The organism is Rheinheimera sp. KL1 (assembly GCF_001275035.1).
Classification (GTDB): domain Bacteria; phylum Pseudomonadota; class Gammaproteobacteria; order Enterobacterales; family Alteromonadaceae; genus Pararheinheimera; species Pararheinheimera tangshanensis.
On record NZ_LAMX01000048.1, the window covers coordinates 1 to 24516 of the forward strand.

Annotated in this window: 25 protein-coding genes and 3 tRNA genes; 9 read left to right on the top strand and 19 right to left on the bottom strand. The window is 45.0% G+C overall.

All coding sequences use genetic code 11. The annotated features are described in order from the left end of the window. From WH43_RS19565 to WH43_RS19595, 7 genes are all read right to left on the bottom strand, one after another. Positions 1-1054: site-specific DNA-methyltransferase (locus WH43_RS19565; protein ID WP_286050035.1), on the bottom strand; the 1054-nt coding region annotated here is incomplete at its 3' end. A 21-nt stretch (positions 1055-1075) separates the two neighbouring features. Further along, on the bottom strand, positions 1076-1816 hold the full coding sequence (locus WH43_RS19570) for a hypothetical protein (RefSeq protein WP_053426209.1): 741 nt from the start codon (positions 1814-1816) through the stop codon (positions 1076-1078). 2 nt (positions 1817-1818) lie between these two features. Beyond that, a complete protein-coding gene (locus tag WH43_RS19575) occupies positions 1819-4638 on the bottom strand; it encodes an SNF2-related protein (protein WP_286050036.1) in 2820 nt (939 codons plus the stop codon). A 17-nt stretch (positions 4639-4655) separates the two neighbouring features. Next, a complete protein-coding gene (locus tag WH43_RS19580; RefSeq protein ID WP_053426210.1) occupies positions 4656-5588 on the bottom strand; it encodes a WYL domain-containing protein in 933 nt (310 codons plus the stop codon). 317 nt (positions 5589-5905) lie between these two features. Beyond that, complete coding sequence (locus WH43_RS19585; RefSeq protein ID WP_053426211.1) at positions 5906-6205, bottom strand: hypothetical protein; 300 nt, start codon at positions 6203-6205, stop codon at positions 5906-5908. An 87-nt stretch (positions 6206-6292) separates the two neighbouring features. Beyond that, a complete protein-coding gene (locus WH43_RS19590; RefSeq protein ID WP_053426212.1) occupies positions 6293-7198 on the bottom strand; it encodes a 3'-5' exonuclease in 906 nt (301 codons plus the stop codon). Between the two features lie 383 nt (positions 7199-7581). Further along, a complete protein-coding gene (locus WH43_RS19595) occupies positions 7582-7839 on the bottom strand; it encodes a hypothetical protein (RefSeq protein ID WP_053426213.1) in 258 nt (85 codons plus the stop codon). Here WH43_RS19595 and umuD point away from each other — a divergent pair. From umuD to WH43_RS21260, 3 genes are read left to right on the top strand one after another with little or no spacing between them, the layout of a single operon-like run. Next, positions 7838-8287: a translesion error-prone DNA polymerase V autoproteolytic subunit gene (gene umuD / locus WH43_RS19600; RefSeq protein ID WP_053426214.1), complete on the top strand. Its 450-nt coding sequence runs from the start codon at positions 7838-7840 to the stop codon at positions 8285-8287. The two genes, WH43_RS19595 and umuD, sit on opposite strands and share 2 nt — an antisense overlap. Positions 8288-8294: 7 nt before the next feature. Further along, positions 8295-8933, top strand: a complete 639-nt coding sequence (locus tag WH43_RS21255) for a Y-family DNA polymerase (protein ID WP_502694062.1) — start codon at positions 8295-8297, stop codon at positions 8931-8933. Further along, complete coding sequence (locus WH43_RS21260) at positions 8884-9564, top strand: DinB/UmuC family translesion DNA polymerase (protein WP_502694063.1); 681 nt, start codon at positions 8884-8886, stop codon at positions 9562-9564. The genes WH43_RS21255 and WH43_RS21260 overlap by 50 nt, the downstream gene beginning before the upstream one ends. Before the next feature lie 200 nt (positions 9565-9764). Here the strand turns inward: WH43_RS21260 and WH43_RS19610 are convergent, their stop codons facing one another. Together WH43_RS19610 and mobI are read right to left on the bottom strand one after the other, a co-directional pair. After that, positions 9765-10430: a pentapeptide repeat-containing protein gene (locus tag WH43_RS19610; protein ID WP_053426215.1), complete on the bottom strand. Its 666-nt coding sequence runs from the start codon at positions 10428-10430 to the stop codon at positions 9765-9767. 123 nt (positions 10431-10553) lie between these two features. Continuing rightward, entirely contained in the window at positions 10554-10979 is a 426-nt protein-coding gene (gene mobI, locus WH43_RS19615; RefSeq protein ID WP_502694064.1) for a conjugative transfer protein MobI(A/C), read from the bottom strand. Positions 10980-11461: 482 nt separating this feature from the next. Between mobI and WH43_RS19620 the strand changes: the two genes are divergently transcribed. The 4 genes from WH43_RS19620 (at position 11462) to WH43_RS19635 (ending at position 14431) form a co-directional block, all read left to right on the top strand. Beyond that, positions 11462-12436 (top strand): ParM/StbA family protein, encoded by a 975-nt coding sequence (locus WH43_RS19620; protein ID WP_053426217.1) that lies wholly within the window; start codon positions 11462-11464, stop codon positions 12434-12436. A gap of 2 nt (positions 12437-12438) precedes the next feature. Further along, positions 12439-12708: a hypothetical protein gene (locus tag WH43_RS19625; protein WP_053426218.1), complete on the top strand. Its 270-nt coding sequence runs from the start codon at positions 12439-12441 to the stop codon at positions 12706-12708. A gap of 1 nt (position 12709) precedes the next feature. Next, positions 12710-13951, top strand: a complete 1242-nt coding sequence (locus WH43_RS19630; RefSeq protein ID WP_053426219.1) for a tyrosine-type recombinase/integrase — start codon at positions 12710-12712, stop codon at positions 13949-13951. 267 nt (positions 13952-14218) lie between these two features. After that, on the top strand, positions 14219-14431 hold the full coding sequence (locus tag WH43_RS19635) for a hypothetical protein (RefSeq protein WP_040132767.1): 213 nt from the start codon (positions 14219-14221) through the stop codon (positions 14429-14431). A 1084-nt stretch (positions 14432-15515) separates the two neighbouring features. Here the strand turns inward: WH43_RS19635 and rimI are convergent. The 3 genes from rimI to WH43_RS19655 all read right to left on the bottom strand — a co-directional run bounded on the left by rimI (position 15516) and on the right by WH43_RS19655 (position 16450). Continuing rightward, positions 15516-15962 (bottom strand): ribosomal protein S18-alanine N-acetyltransferase, encoded by a 447-nt coding sequence (rimI, locus tag WH43_RS19650; RefSeq protein WP_053426221.1) that lies wholly within the window; start codon positions 15960-15962, stop codon positions 15516-15518. A gap of 3 nt (positions 15963-15965) precedes the next feature. Beyond that, on the bottom strand, positions 15966-16361 hold the full coding sequence (locus tag WH43_RS19960) for a hypothetical protein (RefSeq protein ID WP_082335867.1): 396 nt from the start codon (positions 16359-16361) through the stop codon (positions 15966-15968). Positions 16362-16373: 12 nt separating this feature from the next. After that, a tRNA-Trp gene (locus WH43_RS19655) sits at positions 16374-16450 on the bottom strand. Positions 16451-16678: 228 nt separating this feature from the next. On the opposite strand from WH43_RS19655, the gene WH43_RS19660 reads away from it, so the two are divergent. Continuing rightward, positions 16679-17095 carry a CBS domain-containing protein gene (locus tag WH43_RS19660; RefSeq protein WP_053426222.1) on the top strand — a complete coding sequence of 139 codons (417 nt, stop codon included), beginning with the start codon at positions 16679-16681 and terminating at the stop codon, positions 17093-17095. Positions 17096-17418: 323 nt separating this feature from the next. Here WH43_RS19660 and WH43_RS19665 read toward each other — a convergent pair. From WH43_RS19665 to WH43_RS19695, 7 genes are all read right to left on the bottom strand, one after another. Beyond that, positions 17419-17495 (bottom strand) — tRNA-Arg (locus WH43_RS19665). A 17-nt stretch (positions 17496-17512) separates the two neighbouring features. Beyond that, positions 17513-17602 (bottom strand) — tRNA-Ser (locus tag WH43_RS19670). 158 nt (positions 17603-17760) lie between these two features. Next, a complete protein-coding gene (csrA, locus tag WH43_RS19675; protein WP_008897327.1) occupies positions 17761-17964 on the bottom strand; it encodes a carbon storage regulator CsrA in 204 nt (67 codons plus the stop codon). Between the two features lie 114 nt (positions 17965-18078). Then, complete coding sequence (locus WH43_RS19680) at positions 18079-19275, bottom strand: aspartate kinase (protein WP_286050037.1); 1197 nt, start codon at positions 19273-19275, stop codon at positions 18079-18081. A gap of 18 nt (positions 19276-19293) precedes the next feature. Beyond that, positions 19294-21912, bottom strand: coding sequence for an alanine--tRNA ligase (alaS, locus tag WH43_RS19685; protein ID WP_353504813.1), 2619 nt, complete (start codon positions 21910-21912; stop codon positions 19294-19296). A 9-nt stretch (positions 21913-21921) separates the two neighbouring features. Beyond that, positions 21922-22407: a regulatory protein RecX gene (locus WH43_RS19690; RefSeq protein WP_053426225.1), complete on the bottom strand. Its 486-nt coding sequence runs from the start codon at positions 22405-22407 to the stop codon at positions 21922-21924. A 2-nt stretch (positions 22408-22409) separates the two neighbouring features. Then, positions 22410-23192 (bottom strand): hypothetical protein, encoded by a 783-nt coding sequence (locus WH43_RS19695; protein WP_053426226.1) that lies wholly within the window; start codon positions 23190-23192, stop codon positions 22410-22412. 191 nt (positions 23193-23383) lie between these two features. Here WH43_RS19695 and WH43_RS19700 point away from each other — a divergent pair, with 191 nt between their 5' ends. Continuing rightward, the gene (locus tag WH43_RS19700) at positions 23384-24397 is read left to right on the top strand and encodes a DUF5924 family protein (RefSeq protein WP_053426227.1); all 1014 of its coding nucleotides are present in this window, start codon (positions 23384-23386) and stop codon (positions 24395-24397) included. The last annotated feature ends 119 nt before the right edge of the window (positions 24398-24516 follow it).

Here is a 24516-nt window from a genome sequence, read left to right on the forward strand (position 1 = left end):
TCCAACGACGCCCCATTTTGTGTGCTACTGCGCCGGTAGTACCGGAACCAGCAAAAGAGTCTAAAACTAGATCCCCAGGATTTGTTGCCAAGGTAAGTATGCGCTCTATTAACCGCTCAGGTTTTGGAGTTGAGAATACACCTTTCCCAAATAATGCTTTGCTTTCCTTTTTGGCTTCATCATTGTGACCCACATCCTGATATGACCACCACGTAGTAGCAGGCATCGTTGTGTCTACCTCAGACAAGAATCTTTTTATTGCAGGGCGAGCGGTTCCATTCTTTCCAAACCAAATTCTATTATCTTGGATAAGTTCCTCAAACTTGTCTTTTGTATAACGCCAACTCGTTCCATCGGAAGGCCAGTGCTCAGCACCATTTGGTCCGACAACAGGAAATACAGCATAATCACGTACTTCATTTCGGAGCGTATCCCCAGCCTTCCAAGGACCTCTAGGATCATCATCAACATTCTTATATCTTGAATTCTGCTTGTCGCCTTTCTCAAGTCGATTCAATGATAATTTTTCAATATTTTTTGCGTAACAAATTATAAAATCATGTGATTCCGACAAAAATTTTGAATCAGCCTTTGCGGCATATTTTTTTTGCCAACATATGGTTGAAATGAAATTTTTTCTTCCAAAAATCTCATCCAGTAAAACTTTAAGATAATGGCATTCATTATCATCGATACTCACCCATAATGAACCATCTTCACTAAGCAAGTCATGAATTAAAACCAACCTTTCTTTAAGAAGGCTAAGCCAGATTGAGTGCTCTAAGCCGTCTTCATATTCATCAAAAGCACTACCTGTGTTATAAGGTGGATCTATATAGACACATTTAATCAATCCAGCATATTGGCTTTGTAGTGATTTCAACGCTAGTAAGTTATCACCTTTTACTAAAAGGTTATCAGAAGACACAAGAGGCGAATTTGCGTCACTTACTGAATATGACAATTCTCTATCTTCTAATAAAATTCTTGGTTCAAGCTTTATCTTTTTTCCCTTGCCAATCCAATTAAGTTCAAGCTTCTGTTTTACATTCATTTTATAACCCTAATTAAAATTTTAGATAAGCTTATCAATTATTAGATTGACTAATTGACGACAGTCTAATCCGTCACTAATCGGTGAAATAGAATGATAAAATGCACCGTCTTGGTCACTTCTAATTTTCGCTTTCTCGCTTTCGAAAAGATCCCTAGGGCCACCACCGACCACATATGCTACTACCGCAATGTCTTCGACGGTATTCTCAAAAACCTTGATACTATTTATAACTCCTTCAGAACCCGCTAAATCTTTGGGGACGTTATAAAATACTACTTGCCAATAAAAATCTTTAGGTGGCTCATACGATTTCGTTTTTGTTGTGTAGAATCCGTAACTAGATAATTTATTGATTATATTTTCAACCGGCGCTAGCTTATAACAAAATGAAGAACGCACCTCTAGCTCATAGCTGCCTGTAGCTTCTTGAATTGCCAGATCATATGGATCTGCTTCTTTGAAATCATCTGTACGAATTGCATCATACTCAATAACATTAGCCTTTTTCCCGCTCTTCTGAATAGCCGAATTTAATATTCCAGCTACGGCATGATCTGCTAATTTTCCTGCGAGTAATCTAGATCTTATTACATCAATATTTCTTACGACACCAGCAGGACTATGTACGTCAACATATTGAATTTTCCTTTCAACAAGACTTTTCGCGTATTCAATGTCTGACTGCTCAAACTCTACTACGGCGACGATAAAATCATTTTTATGAGCAACACAACTCCATCTTTCAGGCTTTATATTCATAATCAATTCAACTCCCAGCTGGCTTCAAATATTTTTTTAAAAGACATTTCTGTAGCCAACTTCTCTTCTATTCTTTCCAGTAGAATATCTTCTTCATGCTCAATTAATTTTTTTTCTTCGTGATAATTCAGCATTACTTGATCCCTTTCTCGTTCTAGCGATTTTAGAGCACGCTTTGCATTCATTTTATCTTGCAACGAACTGAGTGATCTGGATGTTTTCCTTGCCTGCTTAATATCTTGGTCTAATTGTTTAATTTTAATATCCAGGGCAACTCTTTTGTCTTCAGCCCAACGTTCAAGCTTTTCAACCTCTTCTGCATAATAAATCTCATTATCTCGCTCCACCTCAGTGATAAACGCTTGCAGATATTTGTTATCCAATGAGTCCAATTCAGCCATCGAATCGGCGATTTGCATCGAGTATTCGCCTAATATGGGAAGTTGCAACAGTCGCTCAACTGTTTCTGGATGTATAATCTCACCACTACTTGTAATTCCGGTAAGAATTAATCGCTCACGTTTTTCTTCAATCGAACCAATACTTACTTTCGATACGCGTAACACACCTTGCTTAGAAACTAGATTCTTTACATCAGCCCAGTGAGCATCATTCAGCTGGTAAACAAACTTCAAATGAGTGCTATCTAATCGTTCTACCTTGTATTGCGCTAATAACTCCATACCTAAGCCATCAGCTATACGAAATAAATTACAATCATTCTGTAAAGCATTATTCCAGTCTAGGGAGAAGGATGATTCTCCTACTTTAAAGCCATGCTCAGTCATTACAAACGAACGATCTGTCGCAAACGCCATGCTCGCAAATAAAAGTAACTTTCTCTGATATTCAGATAATTGAGAAACCACACTATTCCGTCGAGTGTTTAAGCGCTGAACTACGTCAGAATCGAAATTCTCTAAGAGAGAGCGCCGAGTCTCGCTGACCCTCTCTTCAAGTTGTTCCTTTAACTGCTCTTGTAACTGGTTAAATTCGTGCTCAATTTGGTCATCACTTCTACAGTTCTGGTAAATGTCATGGATTCTCCGTTCAATATCCACACCTGACTCGATTGAACCTAGAATCTCATCTGACGCGCCAAAAACCCCTTCAAACAGCTGAAACTTTTGACTCAATAACTCAAAGACACGCTCGTCGGCCCGATTACCCTTATTGATAAAGTTAACCACTACAACATCATGCTTTTGACCATAGCGGTGGATACGCCCAATACGTTGTTCTACACGTTGTGGGTTCCACGGCAAATCGTAATTAACGAGTAGCGAACAAAACTGTAAATTAATACCTTCTGCACCTGCTTCTGTACAAATCATCAATGTTGCATCATCTCTGAATTTATCAACCAAAGCAGCTTTCATATCAGCAGTTTTCGAGCCAGATATTCTTGTTGATCCTTGGTGCTTTGAAAGCCATTTTTTATATATTTCTTTTGAGGAAGAGTCATTGTTGCTCCCGTTTAGCAATACAATTTCCCCACTAAATCCATTGTTTGACAATAATTCCGCTAACCAGGTTTGAGTCCTAACAGATTCAGTAAAAATTACCGCCTTTCTGCGGCCACCCAACTCTATTGTCTTATCAAATGCTCTTGTCAGAACTCGTAATAGAGCCTCCGCTTTTGCGTTGCCGCTAATTTTTGCTGCAAGTCCTTTAAATGAATGGAGCAATTCAATTTCAGCACTTAATGCCTCAGGATCAATATCTTCTTCATCAACTGAATCCTCATCTTGATAATCGTTCAAGCAATCAATATCTTGCAGTGCCTCGATGATCGGTAGCTTTTGCTCTAACCGATTGATCATGGTTTCAAGCGTTCCAAGTACAGCATAGGAGGATGACGCAAGTATTTTGCGGATAACAAGTGTGACTAAATGCCTTGCACCTGATTTGATAGAGAGAAGATCCTCCCTCTGCAAGTACTCAGATACTTCTGTATAAAGCTGTTCTTCTTCTGCTGAGGGACGAAAGTCTTCAGTCATTGAATAACGACGAGTGAAACTAATGCCGCCTTCTTCTTGCACTTGTCGACGTAACGTACGATTGCAAACTTTGCTCAATCTTGCACGTAATAAAGCTAGCTCAATTTCATCCAAATTTTGTCGGCCATATCGGGCTTTAAATGAATTCAAATCACCAAAAAAGTGAGGATCTAGAATAGAAACTAACCCATAAAGCTCTAATATGCTGTTTTGCAAAGGGGTAGCAGAGAGCATTACTTTTTTTCGTCCCTGCAATGCAAGCTCTAATTTTTTCGCAGTTTTAGCGCCATCAGTTTTGTATATATTTCGAAGTTTATGCGCTTCATCTAGGACGATAAGATCCCAAGAAACTCGGGCTAACTCAACTTCTTTCCTAGCTGCAAATTCATAGGAGCAGATACATATAGCAGGCTTACCTGTGCTAACCTCCACTTCAAAAGGGTTAGCGATACCACTTTTTATCGCGGCGTTAAAAGTTGTTGCTTCTAGAATTGCAGACGGTAAGGAAAATTTTTCTTCTAGTTCTTGGCTCCACTGCTTTCTTAAAGTAGCAGGCACAATCAACAAGAGCTTTCGTTTACGCTCTGCCCACTTCTGAGCTAGAACCAGACTAGCTTCGATCGTTTTACCTAATCCAACCTCGTCGGCTAGGATAACTCCACTAGACAGCGGTGATGATAAGGCAAACAGTGCGGCCTCAACCTGATGTGGGTTCATATCAACTTTTGCATTAGCAATAGTTTGAGTCATTGACTCTTCTGCTTTTCCAGAGAGCGTTAGAGAGTGAGCTAACCAAGCTTTTTGATGCGTTGAATAAATCAATTTAGCACTTCCATTTTTTATTTCTGACCAGTTCTATAACCGGGAAGTAATGCATCATTTTTTACTCCATACAGCGCCTGCCCATTACTTAACCAAAGTTGATACTCAGGACCAATTAATGAGTAATTATTAGAACAATCTACATTCCAAAGACGAAGCAAATACCCCGCAGTTGCAGCTCTAATCTCAATCTTTAAAACACCACCTTTCATGCCATAATCCAACTCAATCGCTTCGCTGTGCTCAATAAGTGGATGCGGCACTAACTCAAGCTCTACAAATCGGTTCCACTGCCGGTCTTGGATTTCGAGCTCGGTTTCCGACAAAGTGGAATCTTCAAGCACAACCGCTGCTTTAATTCGGGTCAGTACAAAGTCACGGAACTCGCTATGCTTGCGGTCAAAACCACGAACGTGCCAACGCAGGCCATTGTCCACCAGCGTATGCGGTACAATTTCACGCGTGGTTTCACCGCTCGATAACGACACATAGGTGATACTCAAGGCTTTGCCTTTGTGGATGGCCTCGGTGACCTTTGCCACTATCGATAGACTCGGCTTGTTAAGGTGATAAGGAGCTTCACACGCAAGAGGAGGTTTTACCTTTCCTGTAAACCCATCGCCGTACCCTTGGCTAATCGTCGCCAGAGTTCTCACAACGTCATAGTCGAACAGGGGTTCAAATGCTTCACCGCGCTTGTGCAACTTGAGCTTTTGGTCATACTCAATGTTGCCTGGCGCAAGCTCTCTGTACATGGTGAAGTCTTTCGTTGCTTGTGCGGCGGCTATGCTGAAGCGATCGACTAAATCCGCCCGTACCGCTTCTCCCTTAAACAATAAGGTGAAATCGATGTGAGCAATGCGATCCCTGGTTGCTTGTGGCAACTGCGCTATCTGCGAAAGCCTATATGGCTTCGCCACTACTGTTTGTTTCAGACCATCATTTGTCATGCGTCTTGTTTATCCAATTCAACCAGTTTCTTAAAACTCTGTTTATAAAGTTCCGTCAGACATCGCGTAATCACATTGAAAGGCATCGAACATTGCTGCTCTTTGTCCGCAATGACTAATCAATCTCTATTGGTTGAAGCTGGACAGATGGCCATAAAACACTGAATAGGCTTCAACCTAATTAATTTTATTAGGTATCATCCTATCACAAATTATTTTGTAAGGAAGAGTAAGCGGCAACTTTTTGATCTGGATTGCAATTGCCGCTCAGGTATGGGCGTAAAGACATTGTTTTATGCCATTGCTGATGGCCGATATCAATGCGCTACCCGAACCAGTGGCACCACGATGTTACCGCGATGCGATACCCCTTTGTCCGACTCTGTTGACATCAGAACGCGTTGCTCACTTTCCCGAATGCGCCTGGCAACCTCTGCCTGGGCTGGTAGCAATGGCAGCATCTCTTCAGCAATTGCGTCTGGGGCAGACTCTTGGCCACAGGACATCAAGTGCTTCCATGGATCTTTAAGAAAGCGCTCGAACGTGATGCCAAATTCAATGATGCGGGCAGAGACGAAGATTTCGCCCCAGTATTCAATATAGGTGTCTTGGTACATGGAAAGATTCCTCTTGTTAGTTTAGCCATGAGTTCACTTTCCATTTTCCAGAGGTTTTCAAATATGCAAGGCTTACCTTGTAGAGAGCTACAAAGCTTTAAATCGATTGCGGGCATCTTTGTAGTCATAGTGGGCATGCTCTGAGCCACGATGATACAAATCATCCAGGTAAGTTTGTTCCTGCGGCAACTCGTATTCGCTGATTTCGCGCCACCAATGTTTGTTGGCACCTTTAACACCGTCATGCCAGCGGTAACCACGCTCTTTTAAATAGTCCTTTACGTCAAACGGCGCACCAAACGCACGAACTAACACAGTTCGCCTGTCTGCTTCTGACAACAAGTTCGCAACGGACTCGGGCAACAAATGGAACAACCAGGCCATCGCCAAACAATCGGTTGCAGCTCGGTGTCCTTCATAGAACCAACCTAAGCGAAGCAGCAGGTACTCAAGTTTTCGACTTTCAAAGCCCAGTGCTTTCCAATCTATGCCGCTAGCTGAACAGGCCCAAGATAGATGGCCTAATGCGGCAAACCGCTTTTCAAAGAAAGGACGATCAAACTGTGCATTGTGCGCAACCACCAGCGGATCATCGGATAACCAACTCGCAACCAGTGCATCATCAATGCGCTGGCCTTGCACCATCTCATCGGTGATACCAGTTAACTCGGTAATCAGCTCGGGGATTGGCTTGCCGGGATCTTCATACAGGCTGATCACATCAACAATCGACACAATCCGCTTAGCCGAGGGGCTGTAAAGCACCTTAACCATACCAAGCTCAATAATAGACTCGTCATCGGCAGACAGTCCGGTTGTCTCTGTATCGAGCAGCACCATTGGCTGTTCATCACCTACCACAGGAGAGAGTTCAAGTGGCCAGGACTGCGGCTCACGCGTTAAAGGAATGCGTTCCAGCAATCTAAAATCTTCTGGTCTTTCTGGGATATCCGCGAGGCGCTCTAGCGGAAATGGCGCAGGGGCTCTTGTCATTGATGGTTCCTCTTCAATTCTATTGTTCGCTTTGGGTTATTTCACTGTGCCACAGTTAGTACAAAATGCACCTTGGATACCTCAGCGTTTTTTTAATCTTTCTACTGTGTGAACCCATGTATGAAAGCTTTGGCTAAGCCTTTCAGAAAGCCTTAGCTAAACCCTTTAGGTAATCCTTACCGATACCCTTTACGTATGGCTTAGCCAACCCCTTTTCAAACGGTTGCAAAAGGCTTGAACCGAGTTCGACTGAGCATTTTAATGGTGCTCCTGACTTCGCTTTAAGCCAGTAAATTCAATACGAAGCAGAATTTTACTAACTGTTTTTAAACCCTTTGCAAAGGGTTCAACAAGCCTTATCTGACGGTTACTCGACCCATGCGTTAACCAGTAGCAGTAACAGGATCAGTAACAGAAACAAGAGCAGTAGGCAGAAGCAGTATTGTCCAAGCCTTGCAGGCTTTGACGAGGGCAAGCGATCCCCACATCAAGCTTTTCAACACAAAAAAGAAATCACCTACAAAACAGCGTCTTACTCGAACAACTACAGTTTTACCTACAATTTTACTTGTAGAAATCAGCATAGCATTAGATACTGTATAAACAAACAGTATTAATTCTATTTTTTCGAGGTTCGTCATGAGTGTCTCGCTGATAGGCCGTAGCGGCGCACTTGCCTTCATCAAAGCCAAGCGCCTTCGTATTCCATTGTTCATGGAACGTGTTTCTGCTGGTTTTCCCTCACCAGCGCAGGATTATGTTGAGCAAACGCTCGACCTCAACGAGCTGTGCATCAAGCGACCGGCTGCAACGTTCTTTGTGCGTGTTGAAGGTGATTCAATGATTGATGCCGGGATTCACCCAGATGATATTCTGGTGGTTGATCGCTCTGTCCAAGCCGAACACGGTGACATTGTCATCGCTGGCATCCATGGTGAACTCACGGTAAAGGAGCTTCAACTAAGGCCGTGCGTCAAGCTGCTCCCAAGAAACCGAGCGTATGAACCCATCCATATTCCTGAAGGGACAGAGTTAGAGATATTTGGTGTGGTCACCAATGTGGTGCGAAACATGCGCCGCAAGTCGTGACTATCCAATGCCTGTATTTGCCTTGGTGGACTGCAACAACTTTTACGCCAGTTGTGAGAAGCTGTTTCGTCCTGATTTAAAAGATACGCCGGTTGTGGTGCTGTCCAACAATGACGGCTGCGTGGTTGCACGCTCGCGTGAAGCCAAGTTACTCGGCATTAAAATGGGCGTACCCGTCTTTCAGATCAAAGCTGAAATGCAGCGCCATGGCATTTTGGCTTTTTCATCCAACTATGCGCTGTATGCGGATTTGAGCAGTCGAGTGATGCGCACTTTGGAAGAGATGGCACCACGAGTAGAGGTTTACTCCATTGACGAAGCGTTTTTGGATTTAACCGGTATTGAGTCTGCCATATCCCTTGTCGAGTTCGGACAACAAGTGCGAGCGCGCATAGGCTACTGGATTGGGATCACCGTCTGTGTAGGTATTGCACCGACTAAAACACTCGCCAAGCTGGCGAACCATGCCGCCAAAAAGTATCCAGCCACTCAAGGGGTTGTAGACCTGACCAATCCAGATCGGCAACGTCGATTGCTCGCATTAGTCCCGGTTGATGATGTTTGGGGCGTTGGCAGACGGCTTTCTAAGCATTTAAATGCTTTGGGTATCACCACAAGCCCTAGACCTCGCCAATGCATCTCCTAGAGCCATCAGAGACCAGTTCTCGGTGGTTTTAGAGAGAACTGTCAGAGAGCTCAATGGTGAGTCGTGCATTGAACTTGAAGAGATCCCACCAACTAAGAAACAAATTGTCTGTAGCCGTTCATTTGGCGTAAAAGTAACGCAATTTGAATTGTTACGTGAAGCCGTCTGCGAATACGCAACCCGCGCCACTGAGAAGCTTCGCAAAGAACAGCAGCAAGCCAAAGTGCTGACCGTGTTTATACGTACCAGCCCCTTTAAGGACAGCGAGCCGCAATACAGCAACTCCGCATCGGGCGAGTTGTTGATACCCAGTTATGATACGAGGGATTTTATCGAGCTGGCCAGTCACTTACTCAAGCGGATATGGAAGGATGGTTTTCGTTATGCCAAAGCGGGCGTTATGCTGTCTGATTTTTACGATCCAGGCATGTTTCAACCAGGACTATTCGATGACGTATCGACCCGCTCTAATAGCCAGCAGTTGATGTCTGTATTGGACACCATTAATCAAAGCGGTGCCGGAAAGGTTTTCTTTGCTGGACAAGGTACGAAGAAAGATTGGTCGATGAAGCGAGAGCATTTGTCTCCCGCTTATACAACACGCTGGGACCAATTACCGCGAGTGAAGTAATGAAATAAATGTAAATTAACCACACAGCTAGACATAGAAAGGAGCTTTACTAAAAGTTTATAGGCACAAAGAACAAAAAATGCTGTCACTGTCATAAAATCCAACACCATAGGCATCACCTCCACTAACGTTTTAACGACTTCAACTTTCAACCCGCATCGGTCCGTAGACTGGTATCCGTCCGTTATCGTAGGTATTTTCTATGTTGCTGTGGGCCGGGTAATGTCTAAACTATCAGGATTTCCAACCCTCCGCAAGAATGCCGAAATATAACTCAATGTATAGAAATCGGACTCTAGTGTGTTTAGCTTAGACAAGTTATTGATTAGGTAGTTAACTCCGAATTCATCAAGCAAAAAATCCAGTGCAATTGTATTTACTTTGCCACCTTTCCTATGAAGCACCCCGGATTTTCTTATACAAGAATTCTCTCTCAAAACATCAACAATACTCATTAAATCAGAAGGATACTGAGTACCATCAGGAAAACTGTTATATACCTTGCTGTTTTGAAACTGCTTACATGCATGAGTGTTAGTACTTAAAATATAACAATCAACAAATTCGACACCATGTAACTGCATACGCTCAAAGGAAGTTGAAATCAAAATGCATCTTTCAAACTTAAGGCCGTCATGTGTACACTTTTTAAAATGAGTTCCCTGTAAAAAACAGTTTTCAAATCTCACATTATTGAGATTGCAATATTTGAACTTTGCACCAACCAGAGATGTATTTTTGAAATGTGACCCGCTGAATACAGAGCTAAAACTCGAAGTTTTATTGAAGTTTTTGTTGTAAAATTTTGTGTGCTCTGCCTGCTTTTGCACATAACTATATCGATTATTTTTTTTGTTCCTTGCCATGACTCTTCCTGTTAAGCCTAAATTTTCAAGCAACTATACAACAGGAGAGCCTAGCCTCCTTGATTTTTAAGGAGATCATATACGCCATTTCTGTTTTTTTGCTGCTTTAGAAAATCAAATACGTCAATATGCATTGACTCTTCGACGAAGCATGTTGAGCTTATCAACCTGACGTCGAATATCACTGAAGAAACCTTCTTTCTCCATAGCCAGCGCTAACTCCCATTCTTTGGCTAGACCTTGGCAGTCCAAAAATGAGTATCTCAGCTTCGTCTTTGAAATACGCAGTCCCTTACTAAAGACCACGCGCTTGCCTCGTTGACCGTGAAAGCTGTTGATGTACCACTCTATGCCAAAGCCATACTTAAAATCTCTGATACGGACACCAAGCAGCCCCCAGTCTTTAAAGGGCTCATTCTCACGAACCTTGTAATGGGTAACCCAAAAGTCATCAACTTCAGCTCGTGCCAGCGCTTTTAGCCTGTCTGTTTCTTGCTGCAATAAATTTGATACTTCTGATTTCCATTGTTCATTGACGATTTCTACCAAACCAATTTCCCCATCCAATTAACCCCAAAAGCCAAAACCACTATCCGTTTGGCTTTTGGATCGAAACGCCAAACGTAAAACTGCCGTAACAATCACTGTTTGGCGTCTCGATATAAATCAACTCGCGCAATCCCATACCTGACAAGGGATACAGCCCGATTTCACTTAAAAACGCCTAAAAAGACGTATCGCCATGAAGATACAAACCGTTTGGCGAGTTCAGGCCAGAATGCAAACGACGTTTGGCGTCTCGATTTTTTTGGCTCAGTCATCCGCCGCCAAACAGAGCCTATTCTCATACTTTTGCGAAAATGCAATAGGCAGATAGATGAAAGGATTTGTCACCTTTCAGCCCACCGCCAGTGCACCGAATCCTGATAATGACATTTGAGTGAACCGCCAGAGCACTTGGAAATGCCCAAGCGTGAACAGCGCGGTTGGTAGAAAACCGTTAGAGCACTTTGAGTGCACAGGAGATAAGTATGTTTGTACTAGGCGTAGATATCGGTTACTCAAACCTGAAGCTGGCAATTGGCCAATCAGGCAGTGAACCGAAAACCATTATTCTGCCTGCGGGTGCCGGTCCTGCGGATCGTATGCCAGAGCGTATCGGTGGAGGCGATGATGACACTTGTTTGTATGTGTCTGTCGATAATGAGCGTTGGGCCGCTGGTGTTCCTGCTGGACGCCTTCAAGGCTGGGAACGAGAGCTTCACCCGGAATATCCCACCACAAAAACCTATAAGGCGCTTTTTCATGCCGCCTTGTTAATGGCTGAAACTGACTCCATCGATTTGGTTGTTACTGGATTACCGGTTTCCCAGTTTCATGAACCACAACGTAAGTCTGACCTTGTGAAGCGTTTAAAAGGTGTCCATCAAGTGACGCCTAAGCGCAGCATCACTGTTCATGACGTCAAAGTGCTGCCGCAGCCTGCCGGTGCCTACATGGATCTGGTTCAAACAGGTGGTGATTTGGGCTTGATTGAAGAAGGTCGCGTCGTAGTCATCGATCCCGGCTTCTTTTCTGTTGATTGGGTTGCCCTTGAAGCCGGAGAAATTCGCTACAGCTCCTCAGGAACCAGCCTTCAGGCAATGTCCGTGCTACTGGAAACCATTGATAAGCTGATTTCGGAAGATCACGGTGCCAAAGTAGGTATGGATCGACTTGAAAAAGCCATGAGAACCGGCGACTTGCAGGTCCTGCTATTTGGAGAAAAAGTCGATATTTCACCTTATCTGAATGCTGCCATGAAAAAAGTAGCGCCTGTTGCTCTTACAGCTATGCGCCAATCCATGCGTGACGAAAGCATTAATGCGGACTTGGTATTGATCGCCGGAGGTGGAGCCTTGGCTTATAAGGAAGCGGCCAAGGAGATTTTTTCACGAAGCAAGATTATCGTGCCGGAACAGTCTGTTTTGGCGAACGTCCGAGGCTTCTGGTTTTATGGGGCGTGATCATGAGAGTCGTCGTCAACATTCCCCCAGGGAGCCACCCTGAACTGCTCAAAGAATTAGAAAAGACTCCGCCACGGGAACGCGCTGAGCGTCTGCGGATGCTGGCCACCTTTGGGTTAATTCACATGAGCCAACCCAATCTATCAACGACATCTGCACCGGTGGATGGCCATGCACCAGATGGTGAAGTTACTTCTATGAGTACAGCGCCAGAAGCCAAAGCAGAATCACGTAAACAATCATTAAAATCAAAACTAGGGCTGGGCTTATAACATGGCGTTATCAGTTAGCTGGCTCGATGCCAGGTTAAATAAAGAAGCAAAAGAAACCGTAGTAAAAGCCGACCGAGATGGGCTAAGTGCTCGGGTATCGCCCAAGGGCAAAATTGTTTTTCAGTTTCGTTATCGTTTCGATGGCAAGCAACAGCGAGTTGACATTGGTACTTACCCACTTATGAAGCTTGCTGAAGCCAGGAATGAGCTGGATAGGTTAAGGGCAGTACTTGATCAAGGCCGAAACCCCAAGCTCTACCTACAGCAGGAACGGGCTAAGTATTCTGCTAATCAAAGCTTCGAATCGATTTTTCGAGACTGGATAGACTCTGCCGGTAAGCAAGGACTAAAGGAGAAAACGTGGCACTACCAAAAACGCAGCAGTGAAATATATTTGCTGCCCCGACTTGGTAAGTACCCATTAACTGACATCAATGAATTGTCCTTACGAAACTGTCTTCGTGAGGTTTCGGAGTCATCCCCTTCAAACACAGAGCGACTAGTGTCTGTGCTGCATAAGTTCTATGACTGGCTGATTGATGAACAAATCTTGGAAATTAACGCTGCTGCTGGGATCACAGCAAAAAAGGTTGGCGGTAAGAAAGGTAAACGAACTCGGGTGCTAAACGATAACGAGATCAGGATACTTTGGCGCTATTTGCACGAGTCAAAAATCACTGAGAAGAACCGCATCTATATAAAATTGCTTCTGCTATTGGGCGGTCGCAAGGGCGAACTCATTCAAGCTGAAAAGCATCACTTTGACTTGCAATCTGCAATGTGGACAGTGCCCATAGAGATCCGCAAACAAGGTGAGAAAATAGGAGCGCCGATCATGCGGCCATTAATCAAACCAGCTATCGAGCTGATTGAACTGGCGATGCAGATGAGTAAATCAACTTACTTGTTTCCCGCGAACGGACAAGAAGCGCTTGCCACAAATGGCTTTGATACCACTATTCCTAACAATGTGAAAATCTGGGCTCGCAGGTCGCTTGGTATTGAGATGGAACATTGGTCTATGCATGATCTACGCAGAACGATGCGAACACGAATGTCGGCCATCACGACGCAAGAAGTTGCCGAGTTGATGATTGGCCACAGCAAAAAAGGGTTGGATGCTATCTACAACCAATATCAGTACCTGGATGAAATGCGTCATGCTTACGACGTTTGGTATCAACAGCTAGAGACCATCATCGAGCCGACAGGCTTTCCATTCAACTGGCGTTTCGGACAGTAAGAATTTGTCGCTACCAGTAGATTGGTATTCCTAATTGTGACCATGTCAAAACCCTTCTCAATGTTGTTTTTTGACTGGTCGCTTTAAAACTAGGCTTAAGCCGCATAGCCTTCACCAGGGTTTAATCTGATCATTTTTTAGCCTGAACTCTTGAGTTTCTCAGTTTGAAACCACATTTATTTTGTAGTGCTTTAGGAAGTGAAACCCTGGTTCCATTGCTGTTCTTGAATGCACAACCAGTTAGATTCAATTTATTGAGGATTCCAGATGGCGAAAGGTTCAAGTATCAACGGCAATGGCGGTAAAAATGGTGGAAATGATAGCTACACAATTACAGGGCGCGGCGAAGTAAGTCGAAAAACACTGGTTCGTGAAGTTAAGGAAGGTAAACATCCAGACACGCACATTTACAAGCGCAATGGTGTGGAGTATGCCCGAAACAATCCAAATCACGATAAGCCTGACAACATTAACGAATAATATTGTTAGGAGGTTAAGGGCGGAACTTTGCCCTTAACACTCTAAACCCTGCTCAACCTTCACTGTTCTCATACTCCTCCAAGTCTTCAATGTGCCAAAGCTTGTTTCGTGTATTTCGGTTGATACGAGGTTGCGGCAAGCTGCCATCTTTTATTCTTCGCCAGAGCGTCGTATAGCTAATGTGGTAACGAGCCATCACTTCGTAAGACGTTAGAAAAGGGGTTACTTGGTGCGCTACTGCTGTCATCTGCATTCTCCTGAAAATCAATGTAAAGCTATCATCGCCTGATTCATCACTTGTTGATGGTCAGAAAGATGCATGATTTGTTCAGAAGTTCAGCCTTATCAAAACACAAATGTTGCTATTAGGTACTTTTCAGCTCAAACCTATGAATAACAAGGGCTACAAGGCGGTTTGTGTCATGAATAGCAATCAACATACCTAACGAGAAAAATTTGTACACACTGTTTGTACACTCGCAACAATGACACATCAAAAACCACAACGAAGAATCCTTTAAATTCATAAGCTTACAAACATAAAACTAGAGATAATCGCATTTATTCCGCTTTTGTAATGTCGAAACCATAGTACCAAAAGCCGGAGGTACTTTCTTCATCAAACCCAGTAACCACAAGGCCTACAGCCAGATTTGTGTCATGGAATTTTCGCCAAAGACCTGTAAAACGGAATTTGTACTCAAGTTTGTACACACTTTCCGAGGTTACGCTTGAACATCATTGAAAAGCAAAGAAACGAGAAAAAGACAAAAAGCCTTTAAATTCAGTACGTAGAGATGTGATTGTGGTGTGCAATGAAAGGTGATTTTAAGCGTTGAAAGGCTGGGCGGCATCAGGGTGCGAAATGATCGCAAAAGTGCGACGTTTATTAACTTCTTCTAAAAACAGTTCGGTCGTCATGCCATCCAACTTGATCAATAAACAAAGGCCACAACTTAGCCAGAAAGCAGAGTGGGCTTAGCTATAAATGGAAATTTCGCGCGATTATAACAGCAACCAAAGCACAGGCACAGAATTTAGCCGTTTTGCTCAGGAAATTATCTGTCTGGGAAAATGATTTTCGCTATCCCAGAGGCAAAGCCATTAAAATTGCGTCTTCACGGCCTGTAGCAGTTGGGTAATAACTGGGGCGTAAACCGGTTTGAATAAAACCACATTTTTCATACAGCTTAATGGCATTAGCATTGGATTGGCGCACTTCCAGCCAGCAGTCCAGTGCTCCTAAATCCTGCGCCTGCGCAATAAAGTGCTGCAAAAGTTGTTGACCATAGCCCAGGCCCTGAAACTTTGGCGATACGCCTATATTAAATAAACTGGCTTCTACTGCGACTTTTTCACCTATGTAAAAACCTATGATGGTGTCATCATCATTCAGCAGCACCGCATTAAAATAGCGCTCACTAAAGCAAGTGTTGAATGTGCTTTCCGACCAGGGATGGCTATTGGCGCTTTGTTCTATCTGCAGCATCGCAGGGATATCGGCAGGGGTGGCACTACGGAGTAACGGCATGCATCAGCTCTCTTGCTGGAGGCACAACCAGAGCAGCTTTTTCTGCGGCACTGACTGTAATAATTCAATCGAAGGTGTTACTAAGAGTCCGTTTTGCAACATAGGTTCAGTACTGCCTGGGTTTAACCGCCACTGCAGACCAGGTTGATATTCATTCATTGCCGCCAAGACGTCTTTAGAGAGGGGCAGCTCAGGGTCAGGTTCCGAGTAGGGTTCAACAGGCACTGGCGCTGCCGTCTCTATCACATCAGCTACAGCGGCCATATCAGCTTCTGGTTCAGCCAGCACCATTATTTCTGCTTCAGGCGTTTTAGCAATAGCAGAGAACTCTCGATGTAATTCAAGTGGTTGTATCTGAAGTAAATGCAGCAACTGCTGCTTGGATGATAAAGAATTCATATCAGAATGAAGTGGCAGGGGCAGAGGGATTCGAACCCCCAACCATCGGTTTTGGAGACCGCTGTTCTACCAATTGGAACTATGCCCCTAGCGTTGGAGGCGCCATTATACAAAAGAGGCATCAAAGGTAAAGCAAAAATCTGTCTGCACTGATTTAACTGCACATAAAACATACGTTTCATTCCCTTAAGGCCCCTTCTCTGCTTGCGGCAAAGTTTTTTAATCAGAAATTACGATGCTGACAAGCTTATTAATTCGTTTTCATCGACGCATTTATCAGGCTTATTCTGCTGCTATAGCTTCAAAGGAGGAAAACCATGAGCACAGTACGAGATATATACCAGCGTGAATTTCCGCGTCTGCAACAAGACGATACGATAGTTCAGGCCGTGCAGCAACTGCGAGAATTTAATCTGACGGGCTCGCCAGTATTTAACAAAGACAATGAACTGGTTGGTTATTTGTCTGAACAGGATTGTTTGACTGCGATGTTACACGCCAGCTACTTCTGTAGCTTGTACAACACCATAGCTCAAGTAATGAGTAAAAAGGTAGTGACTGTGCTTGCATCTGACAGCCTGGTAGATAGCGCCGTGATCTTTACCAGTCTGCATTTGCATCAGCTGCCTGTGCTGGAGAATGGCTCGGTGGTTGGGGTGCTCAACAGAGGTCAGGTGGTTCGCGCTTTGGAGGCTACGCTTGGGGATTGTTATGGCGGGGAACGGGCGGCTTAGATTTGGGTTTGGTAGTTTGCTAGTTTGCTAGTTTGCTAATCTGAAGAGCAATTGCAGAAATGCAAACTTCGCGGCAGGAGGATTGCTCGTGGCTGTCCTGCCACGAGCCCTGCGGGCCAGCCTTCGGCTGTCGCCATTTGCTCCCGGCAAATGGCTCGAACCGTGAAATCGGGCTCTCAAGACGCCAACAGTTTGGCGTCTTGCCGATTGAACACGACGAGCTCTGCGAGGAGATAGGAGGATCTCACCTCCTCACATCCACTCTGAGCTTTATTTTATTGAATTCTAAAAACAAAAAAACCTGCACTTAGCAGGTTTAGTTGTGGTGGACGCAGGAGGATTCGAACCTCCGACCGCTCGGTTCGTAGCCGAGTACTCTATCCAGCTGAGCTATGCATCCAATCTTAACAGTACAACTGGCGGAGAAGGAGGGATTCGAACCCTCGATAGAGTTTCCCCTATACACCCTTAGCAGGGGTGCGCCTTCAGCCACTCGGCCACTTCTCCGCACTACGTTGCGGCGTGTATATTAATGTCTCAGGAAAATAAGTCAAACAATTTTTGGAGCTGGAAAGCGCGTTTGCTGACCTTTTAAACAATTCGACTAAATATTCGCTACAAAGCGTTAAAAATATACAATTTCTAAAAATGGTAAAGCTTAAAACTTATTGATCGTCATCGCCGCTAAAGCCACCAGGAGTGCCTTTTTCAGCCTGAATGCGCATATAAATCTCTTCTCTGTGCACTGACACTTCTTTTGGTGCATTCACACCGATACGAACCTGATTTCCTTTGACGCCTAAAACTGTGACCGTGACTTCATCACCAATCATCAGGGTCTCACCAACACGACGCGTTAAAATAAGCATTCTTTGCTCCTTTTGTATGATCCCAGCTTCCAATGGTTGCGCCTGTTTGATCGTACTGCGCAGACCTGTCAGCTTCATAATAACTCAGCTGACAAATTTATGAAAACCTTGAAATTAACTAACTGAACCCAATAAGACAGTGTGTAAAGCGACAGCGACTTTATTCAATTCAGTCTCTGGCACGACGATAGATAATTTAATTTCGGCACAACTTACAGCCACAACCTGTACGGCCAACAACTGTAATTGTTCAAATACTGTCGCTGTAATAACAGGATTTGATTTTAGCCCTATCCCTACTATAGATAATTTGCCCAAAGACTTCCTGCTTTGCAGCGTAAAATTTTGCTTCTTTTTCAGTTCATTACAGATATCTTCTACAGTATTCAGGTCATTTTGGTTCAAACTAAACTGCATTTGTACTAAACCTGACGGCGCATACTGCACCTTTAACATATCGGTCTCAATAGCTAAACGGGCGAACTCCTTCAGTAATGCGATATGTAGCTCACTACTGAGCTCATTCAGCTCCAGCCAGACTTCGCCGGTCTGGCACGCCAGTCCTGTCACTGCTGGTACACTCATGTTCTGGTCCTCATAACACACTAAAGTTCCCTGGTCGGGTTTGAAGCTGGATAACACCCGCACCGGCACCTGATGCATAGCTGCGTATTCAACGGAGCGGGAATGCAATACTTTGGCCCCTAGGCTGGCTAGCTCGAGCATACTGGACGCATCGACATAAGGCAGCCGGAATGCATCTGCACATACTCGCGGGTCCATACTGTAAATACCGTCGACATCAGTAAATATCTGACACTCGTCGGCTTTTAATGCCGCAGCCAAGGCCACTGCTGTGGTATCAGAACCGCCACGGCCTAAAGTGGTGATATTGCCTTCAATATCGCGGCCCTGAAAACCAGCAGCTATGACAATATGGCCCTGCTCCAACTCCTGCCACAAACGTTCAGTACCTACAGATAAAATACGGGCACGGCTGAATTTATTATCGGTCAGAATACCAATCTGGTCAGCCAATAAAGACACTGCCGGATGACCGCGTTTAATCAGCGCCATCGCCAGCAGAGCTATACTGACCTGTTCACCGCTAGCGGCGAGCATATCCAGTTCGCGGGTCGAGGGACGACTATCAATCTGGTGCGCCAGCCCAAGCAGCCTGTTAGTTTCACCTGCCATCGCAGATACCACCACTACTACTTTGTGACCAGCATGCACAGTCTGAATCACCTGCTCTGCTACAGCCTCGATACGCTCGGGGGTACCGACTGAGGTACCCCCGAATTTTTGCACATATAAAGCCACTGAGTGTTACAGCTTAGCCGCAATATAGTCGGCAGCAGCTTTGAGCACAGCAGGTAAAGCGGCTACATCAGTGCCTCCCGCCTGAGCTAAGTCCGGCTTACCACCACCTTTGCCGCCTACTTGTTCTGCAGCCCAGCTAATCAGTTGGCCAGCCTGCACTTTGGCGGTTAAATCAGAAGTCACGCCTGCAATTAAACTGACTTTACCTTCAGCAGCTGTAGCCAGTAATAAAATACCTGAACCTAATTTGTTTTTCAGCTCATCGACCATAGTACGGAAGGCTTTTGGATCAGCACCTTTCAGTTCTGCAATCAGCACTTTGACGCCGTTAATCACCTGCACCTGCTCCAGTAAGGAAGCACCGGCAGCGCTGGCGAGTTTGGCTTTTAATTGCTCCAACTCTTTCTCTAAGGCTTTGCGGCTGTCCATGGCTTGCTGCACTTTTTCAGCAATAGAAAACACATCGCCCTTCAGCATCGAAGCTACTGTTTGAGCCTGTTGTTCCAGCTTATGTACAAAAGCTAAAGCACCTTCGCCAGTCACAGCTTCAATACGACGAATGCCTGCAGCTATACCGCTTTCGACCACAATTTTGAACAGGCCGATATCTCCGGTGCGGGACACATGAGTCCCACCACAGAGTTCAATTGAGAAGTCGCCCATGCTCAGTACACGCACTTCGTCATCGTATTTTTCACCAAACAGCGCCATAGCGCCTGCAGCTTTGGCGTCATCGACATTCATCAGACGGGTCAACACTTCGTGGTTTTGCTGAATTTGTTCATTCACCATCTGCTCAATGCGGCGGATTTCATCGGCTTTTACTGCTTCAAAATGCGAGAAGTCAAAACGTAAACGTTCTGAACCTACCAAAGAGCCTTTTTGAGTGACATGCTCCCCCAAGACAGTGCGCAGCGCTGCGTGCAACAAGTGGGTGGCCGAATGGTTTTTGCGAATAGCTTCACGACGGGCATTATCAATGGCCGCATCGACTAAATCACCAATCGCCAAAGCGCCCTTTAAGCTGCCTTTATGGGCAAAAGCTTTACCTACTTTGATGGTATCAGCCACGGTAAAGACTGCGCCATTGGCCAGGGTTAACACACCTGCATCACCGGATTGACCACCAGACTCGGCATAAAATGGCGTTTGATCCAGGATCACCAAGGCCTGCTGTCCATCGCTTAGTGCATTGACTGCATTGCCTTCCAGCAGAATTTCCACCACTTTGGCTTTGCCCTGAATTTGGGTATAACCAGTAAAATCAGTGCACTGGGCAGAAGTTAACGCCTGATTGTAATCAGCGCCAAAGTTAGAGGCTTGCTGAGCTCGTTTACGCTGCGCTTCCATCGCTGCTTCAAAACCGGCCTGATCTACAGTTAAACCGCGCTCACGCGCCACATCGCTGGTTAAATCCAGTGGGAAGCCGTAAGTGTCATACAACTTAAAGGCGACTTCGCCCGGGATCACAGTGTTGCCATTCAGTCCTGCTAAAGCCTCTTCCAGAATACCCAGACCACGCTCTAACGTTTTACCAAACTGCTCTTCTTCCAGCGCCAGCACTTTTTCAATGACAGCCTGCTTTTCAATCAGTTCAGGATAAGCCTCGCCCATTTGTTCGGCTAAAGCGCCCACCAATTTGCTGAAAAACACGCCTTTAGCGCCCAGCTTGTTACCGTGACGGATAGCGCGGCGAATAATACGGCGCAGCACATAACCACGGCCTTCGTTCGATGGCATCACACCATCAGCCACTAAAAAAGAGCAGCTGCGGATATGGTCGGCGACTACACGTAATGACTTGTCGTTTAAATCAATCGCGCCTGTGATGGCCGCAGTGGCTTTAATCAGCGCCGCAAAAGTGTCGATTTCGTAGTTACTGTGCACGTTTTGCAAAATAGCTGCAATACGCTCTAAGCCCATACCTGTATCTACGCTTGGTTTTGGCAGTGGTTCCATCCGGCCATCGGCGTGACGGTTAAACTGCATAAAGACGTTGTTCCAGATCTCAATAAAACGGTCACCATCTTCTTCTGGTGAACCCGGAGGGCCACCCCAGATGTGATCGCCGTGATCATAGAAAATCTCAGTACAAGGACCACAAGGACCTGTGTCGCCCATAGCCCAGAAGTTATCCGAAGCATAAGGTGCGCCTTTGTTATCACCAATACGAATCGCACGTTCTACTGGCACACCAATATGTTTGGTCCAGATATCAAAAGCTTCATCGTCTGTGGCGTAGACAGTGATCCAGAGTTTTTCTTTTGGCAGCTTGACCACTTCAGTCAAAAATTCCCAGGCGTATTGAATAGCGTCCAGTTTGAAGTAATCACCAAAGCTGAAGTTACCTAACATTTCAAAGAAGGTATGGTGACGGGCTGTGTAACCTACGTTTTCTAAATCGTTGTGCTTACCGCCGGCGCGTAAACAACGTTGTGCTGTGACAGCGCGGTTATAGCTACGTTTGTCCTGGCCTAAAAACACATCTTTAAACTGCACCATACCAGCGTTGGTGAAGAGTAAGGTTGGATCATTACCTGGGATCAGTGAACTGCTACTAACGATTTGGTGGCCTTTACTGGCAAAAAAGTCCAGGAAAGCGCGGCGAAGTTGTGCCGAAGTCATATACATATCTTACTCTTCTTTAAGCTCTGCAAATACAAGTTGGATAGTGTCACTGCCAAAGCCTCGGCTTTGTAAATAACGCATCCGTTTAAGTTTGTCCTGATAATCCGTTATGGGTTTATCCGCATATTTTTTACGGTACGCCTGTAAGGCGACCTCAAACCAGTCGATGTCTAATTCGTCCAGCAGTTGCTGTTGTAGTTCTTTGTTAATGCCCTGCTGTGCACAAAACTGGCTAATGTAAAACCATCCGTAGCCTTTATGCAACTTTGCATTAACCTGCATCCGGGCATAACGTAACTCGTTTTGATAATCCCGTTGCTGCGCCCAATCCAGTAGTTTACTAATTTGCTCTGTCGAGGCTCCTTTTTGCTTGAGCTTTTGTTTCAGCTCCAGCGCGCTGTATTCCCGGCGCGATAATAAACCCAACAACCATTGCCGCAGCTCCTGCTCTGTCAGAAGCTTTGGCTGTTGCGAAGGCTGGGGCTCTGTCATGCTTATACTTCCAGCACCGCAGGTGCTGAATCATCCAGCTGCAGCGCAAAAAAGGCGCTAAAAGACAAAAAGAACGCAATTTGTAACAGCGGAATAATCACAATAAAAGCAAAGCCCAAAGTGGCTATACCCAGCATGCCTAATAAGACTGACAAAATACCAAATAAAGTTAAGGCACCGACATTACGCCAACAGGCGGTGAGGCTAGCCATTAAAATAGCCTGTAAACGTTGTTCGTTAAGGAAATAAGCAATGGCCACAGCGTAGGCAAACAACATAAAGACCAGACTTAAGACCACAGCGAGCAAAAACATAGTCACAGGGTCAACTACCCCAGCCTGAGTTTGCTCCATCAACTGGGCGGCCAATAGCATCAGCGGAATATTCGCCAGCAAATTAGCGCCAGCTAACCTGATAAAAGTACGGCGATAACGTTCTTCTTTAAACACACTAAAAATCAGCTGAAAATTGACAGCTTGTTGCTGTTGTAACAGCACTATAGTTTTGTAAAAACCAGCTGTTAGAAATGGATTTGCCAGTACCAGAATCACTCCAAGCACAGGATGCAACTGCGCCACTAAACTTAGCACAGTGGTAAAAGCCACCATAGCAATCAGCGTTGCAGGTGCTTGACGAAACAACTCCCAGGCTTTAGTCAGCCAAGTCAGAGCTGCCTGCATAGGCACACGACGTATGATAAGTTTTACCTGAACTTTCTGATCCACGAACTTTAACCCTTCTGTCACTTCAGCAGTCGAAGCCCTGATAGCCACGAAACGAGGCATATCTTACTGCAAAAGCAGGGTTACTAAGAATAGCTGACGTAGAAAAAGACGGTTTTCGCTGCGGATTATGCAAATTAACTGCGGGCTTCATCATTTTGAAACCAAAACAGCTTTCACAGGTCATTACAGCGTATAGTGCGGCGACAGAATTCAAACCGCCGCAGACGGACAGGGACGAATACTGATGGGGATTGAATGCAGAACATTCAAAGTGCTTTTTTTGGCTGATTGAGTTAACAAAAAAATATTCCGGCTTGGTGGCTTTATTTGGGTTTTGCACTGGTTTATTCAGTTTATGGCAAGTTGAACGCCGCGAAGAATTTGCCCAGTTTTTTGCCATTCTAATGGTTATTGGCTGGTTGTGGTTGATGGGTGAATACTGGCTGCGCAAAGGTTTATTGCGTAAGTTTGGTATCTCGTTATCAAAAGACGTCACCCACCTGATCACTCAGTTACTGCATCAGGAAAGCTTGTTTTTTGCCTTGCCATTTTTTCTGGCTGCCACTGACTGGGACCAGCCCCAAGCCGTGTTTACTCTGGTATTGGTTTGTTGTGCTTTGGTGGCAGTGATTGATCCGGCTTACAACAGGCTGCTGACAAGACGACGGGCTTTATTTTTGCTGTATCACTGTTTTTCTTTATTCGCCGTTTTGATGGTGGTGTTGCCGCTGTTGTTTTTTATGACCACCACCCAAAGTTTGGGTCTGGCTTTGATTGTATCTGCGCTGCTCAGTATTCCCAGTATCCGCCCTTTGTTAGCACAACCAGGCCGCTGGCGCTTACCTGTGTTATCTCTGTTGTTAATAGTCATGACCAGTAGCATCTGGTTTAGCCGCAGCCTGATCCCCGCGCCGGTGTTAAACCTAACCGACATTCAGCTAAGTCAGCAGATGGATTACGAACAACGTTTACCAGGTGCAGCTATTACAGAGTTATCGCTGGCTGAACTGCAACAAGGCCTCTACGCCTACACCTCAGTGCGGGCCCCCCGAGGCTTAAAAGAGCAGATTTATCATGAGTGGACTCATAATGGCCAAGCTGTCGAACGTATTGCACTAAATATTTCAGGCGGACGGGAGGAAGGCTACAGAGCCTGGACTCGCAAACAGCAATTTCCACAAGATGCAGTGGGCAAATGGAAAATTCGGGTCGTTACGGATTCAGGGCAGTTATTGGGGGCTATCAGGTTTAGGGTGACACCTTAAAAAAGAGCGACCATAAAGCCTAAACAGTATAAGATTTGAATGTGAGACAGGCGGGGATAAACCCCGCCCCTTATATGGACTCCCCTGAACTATCAACAGATTTTCTCACACTGGTATAG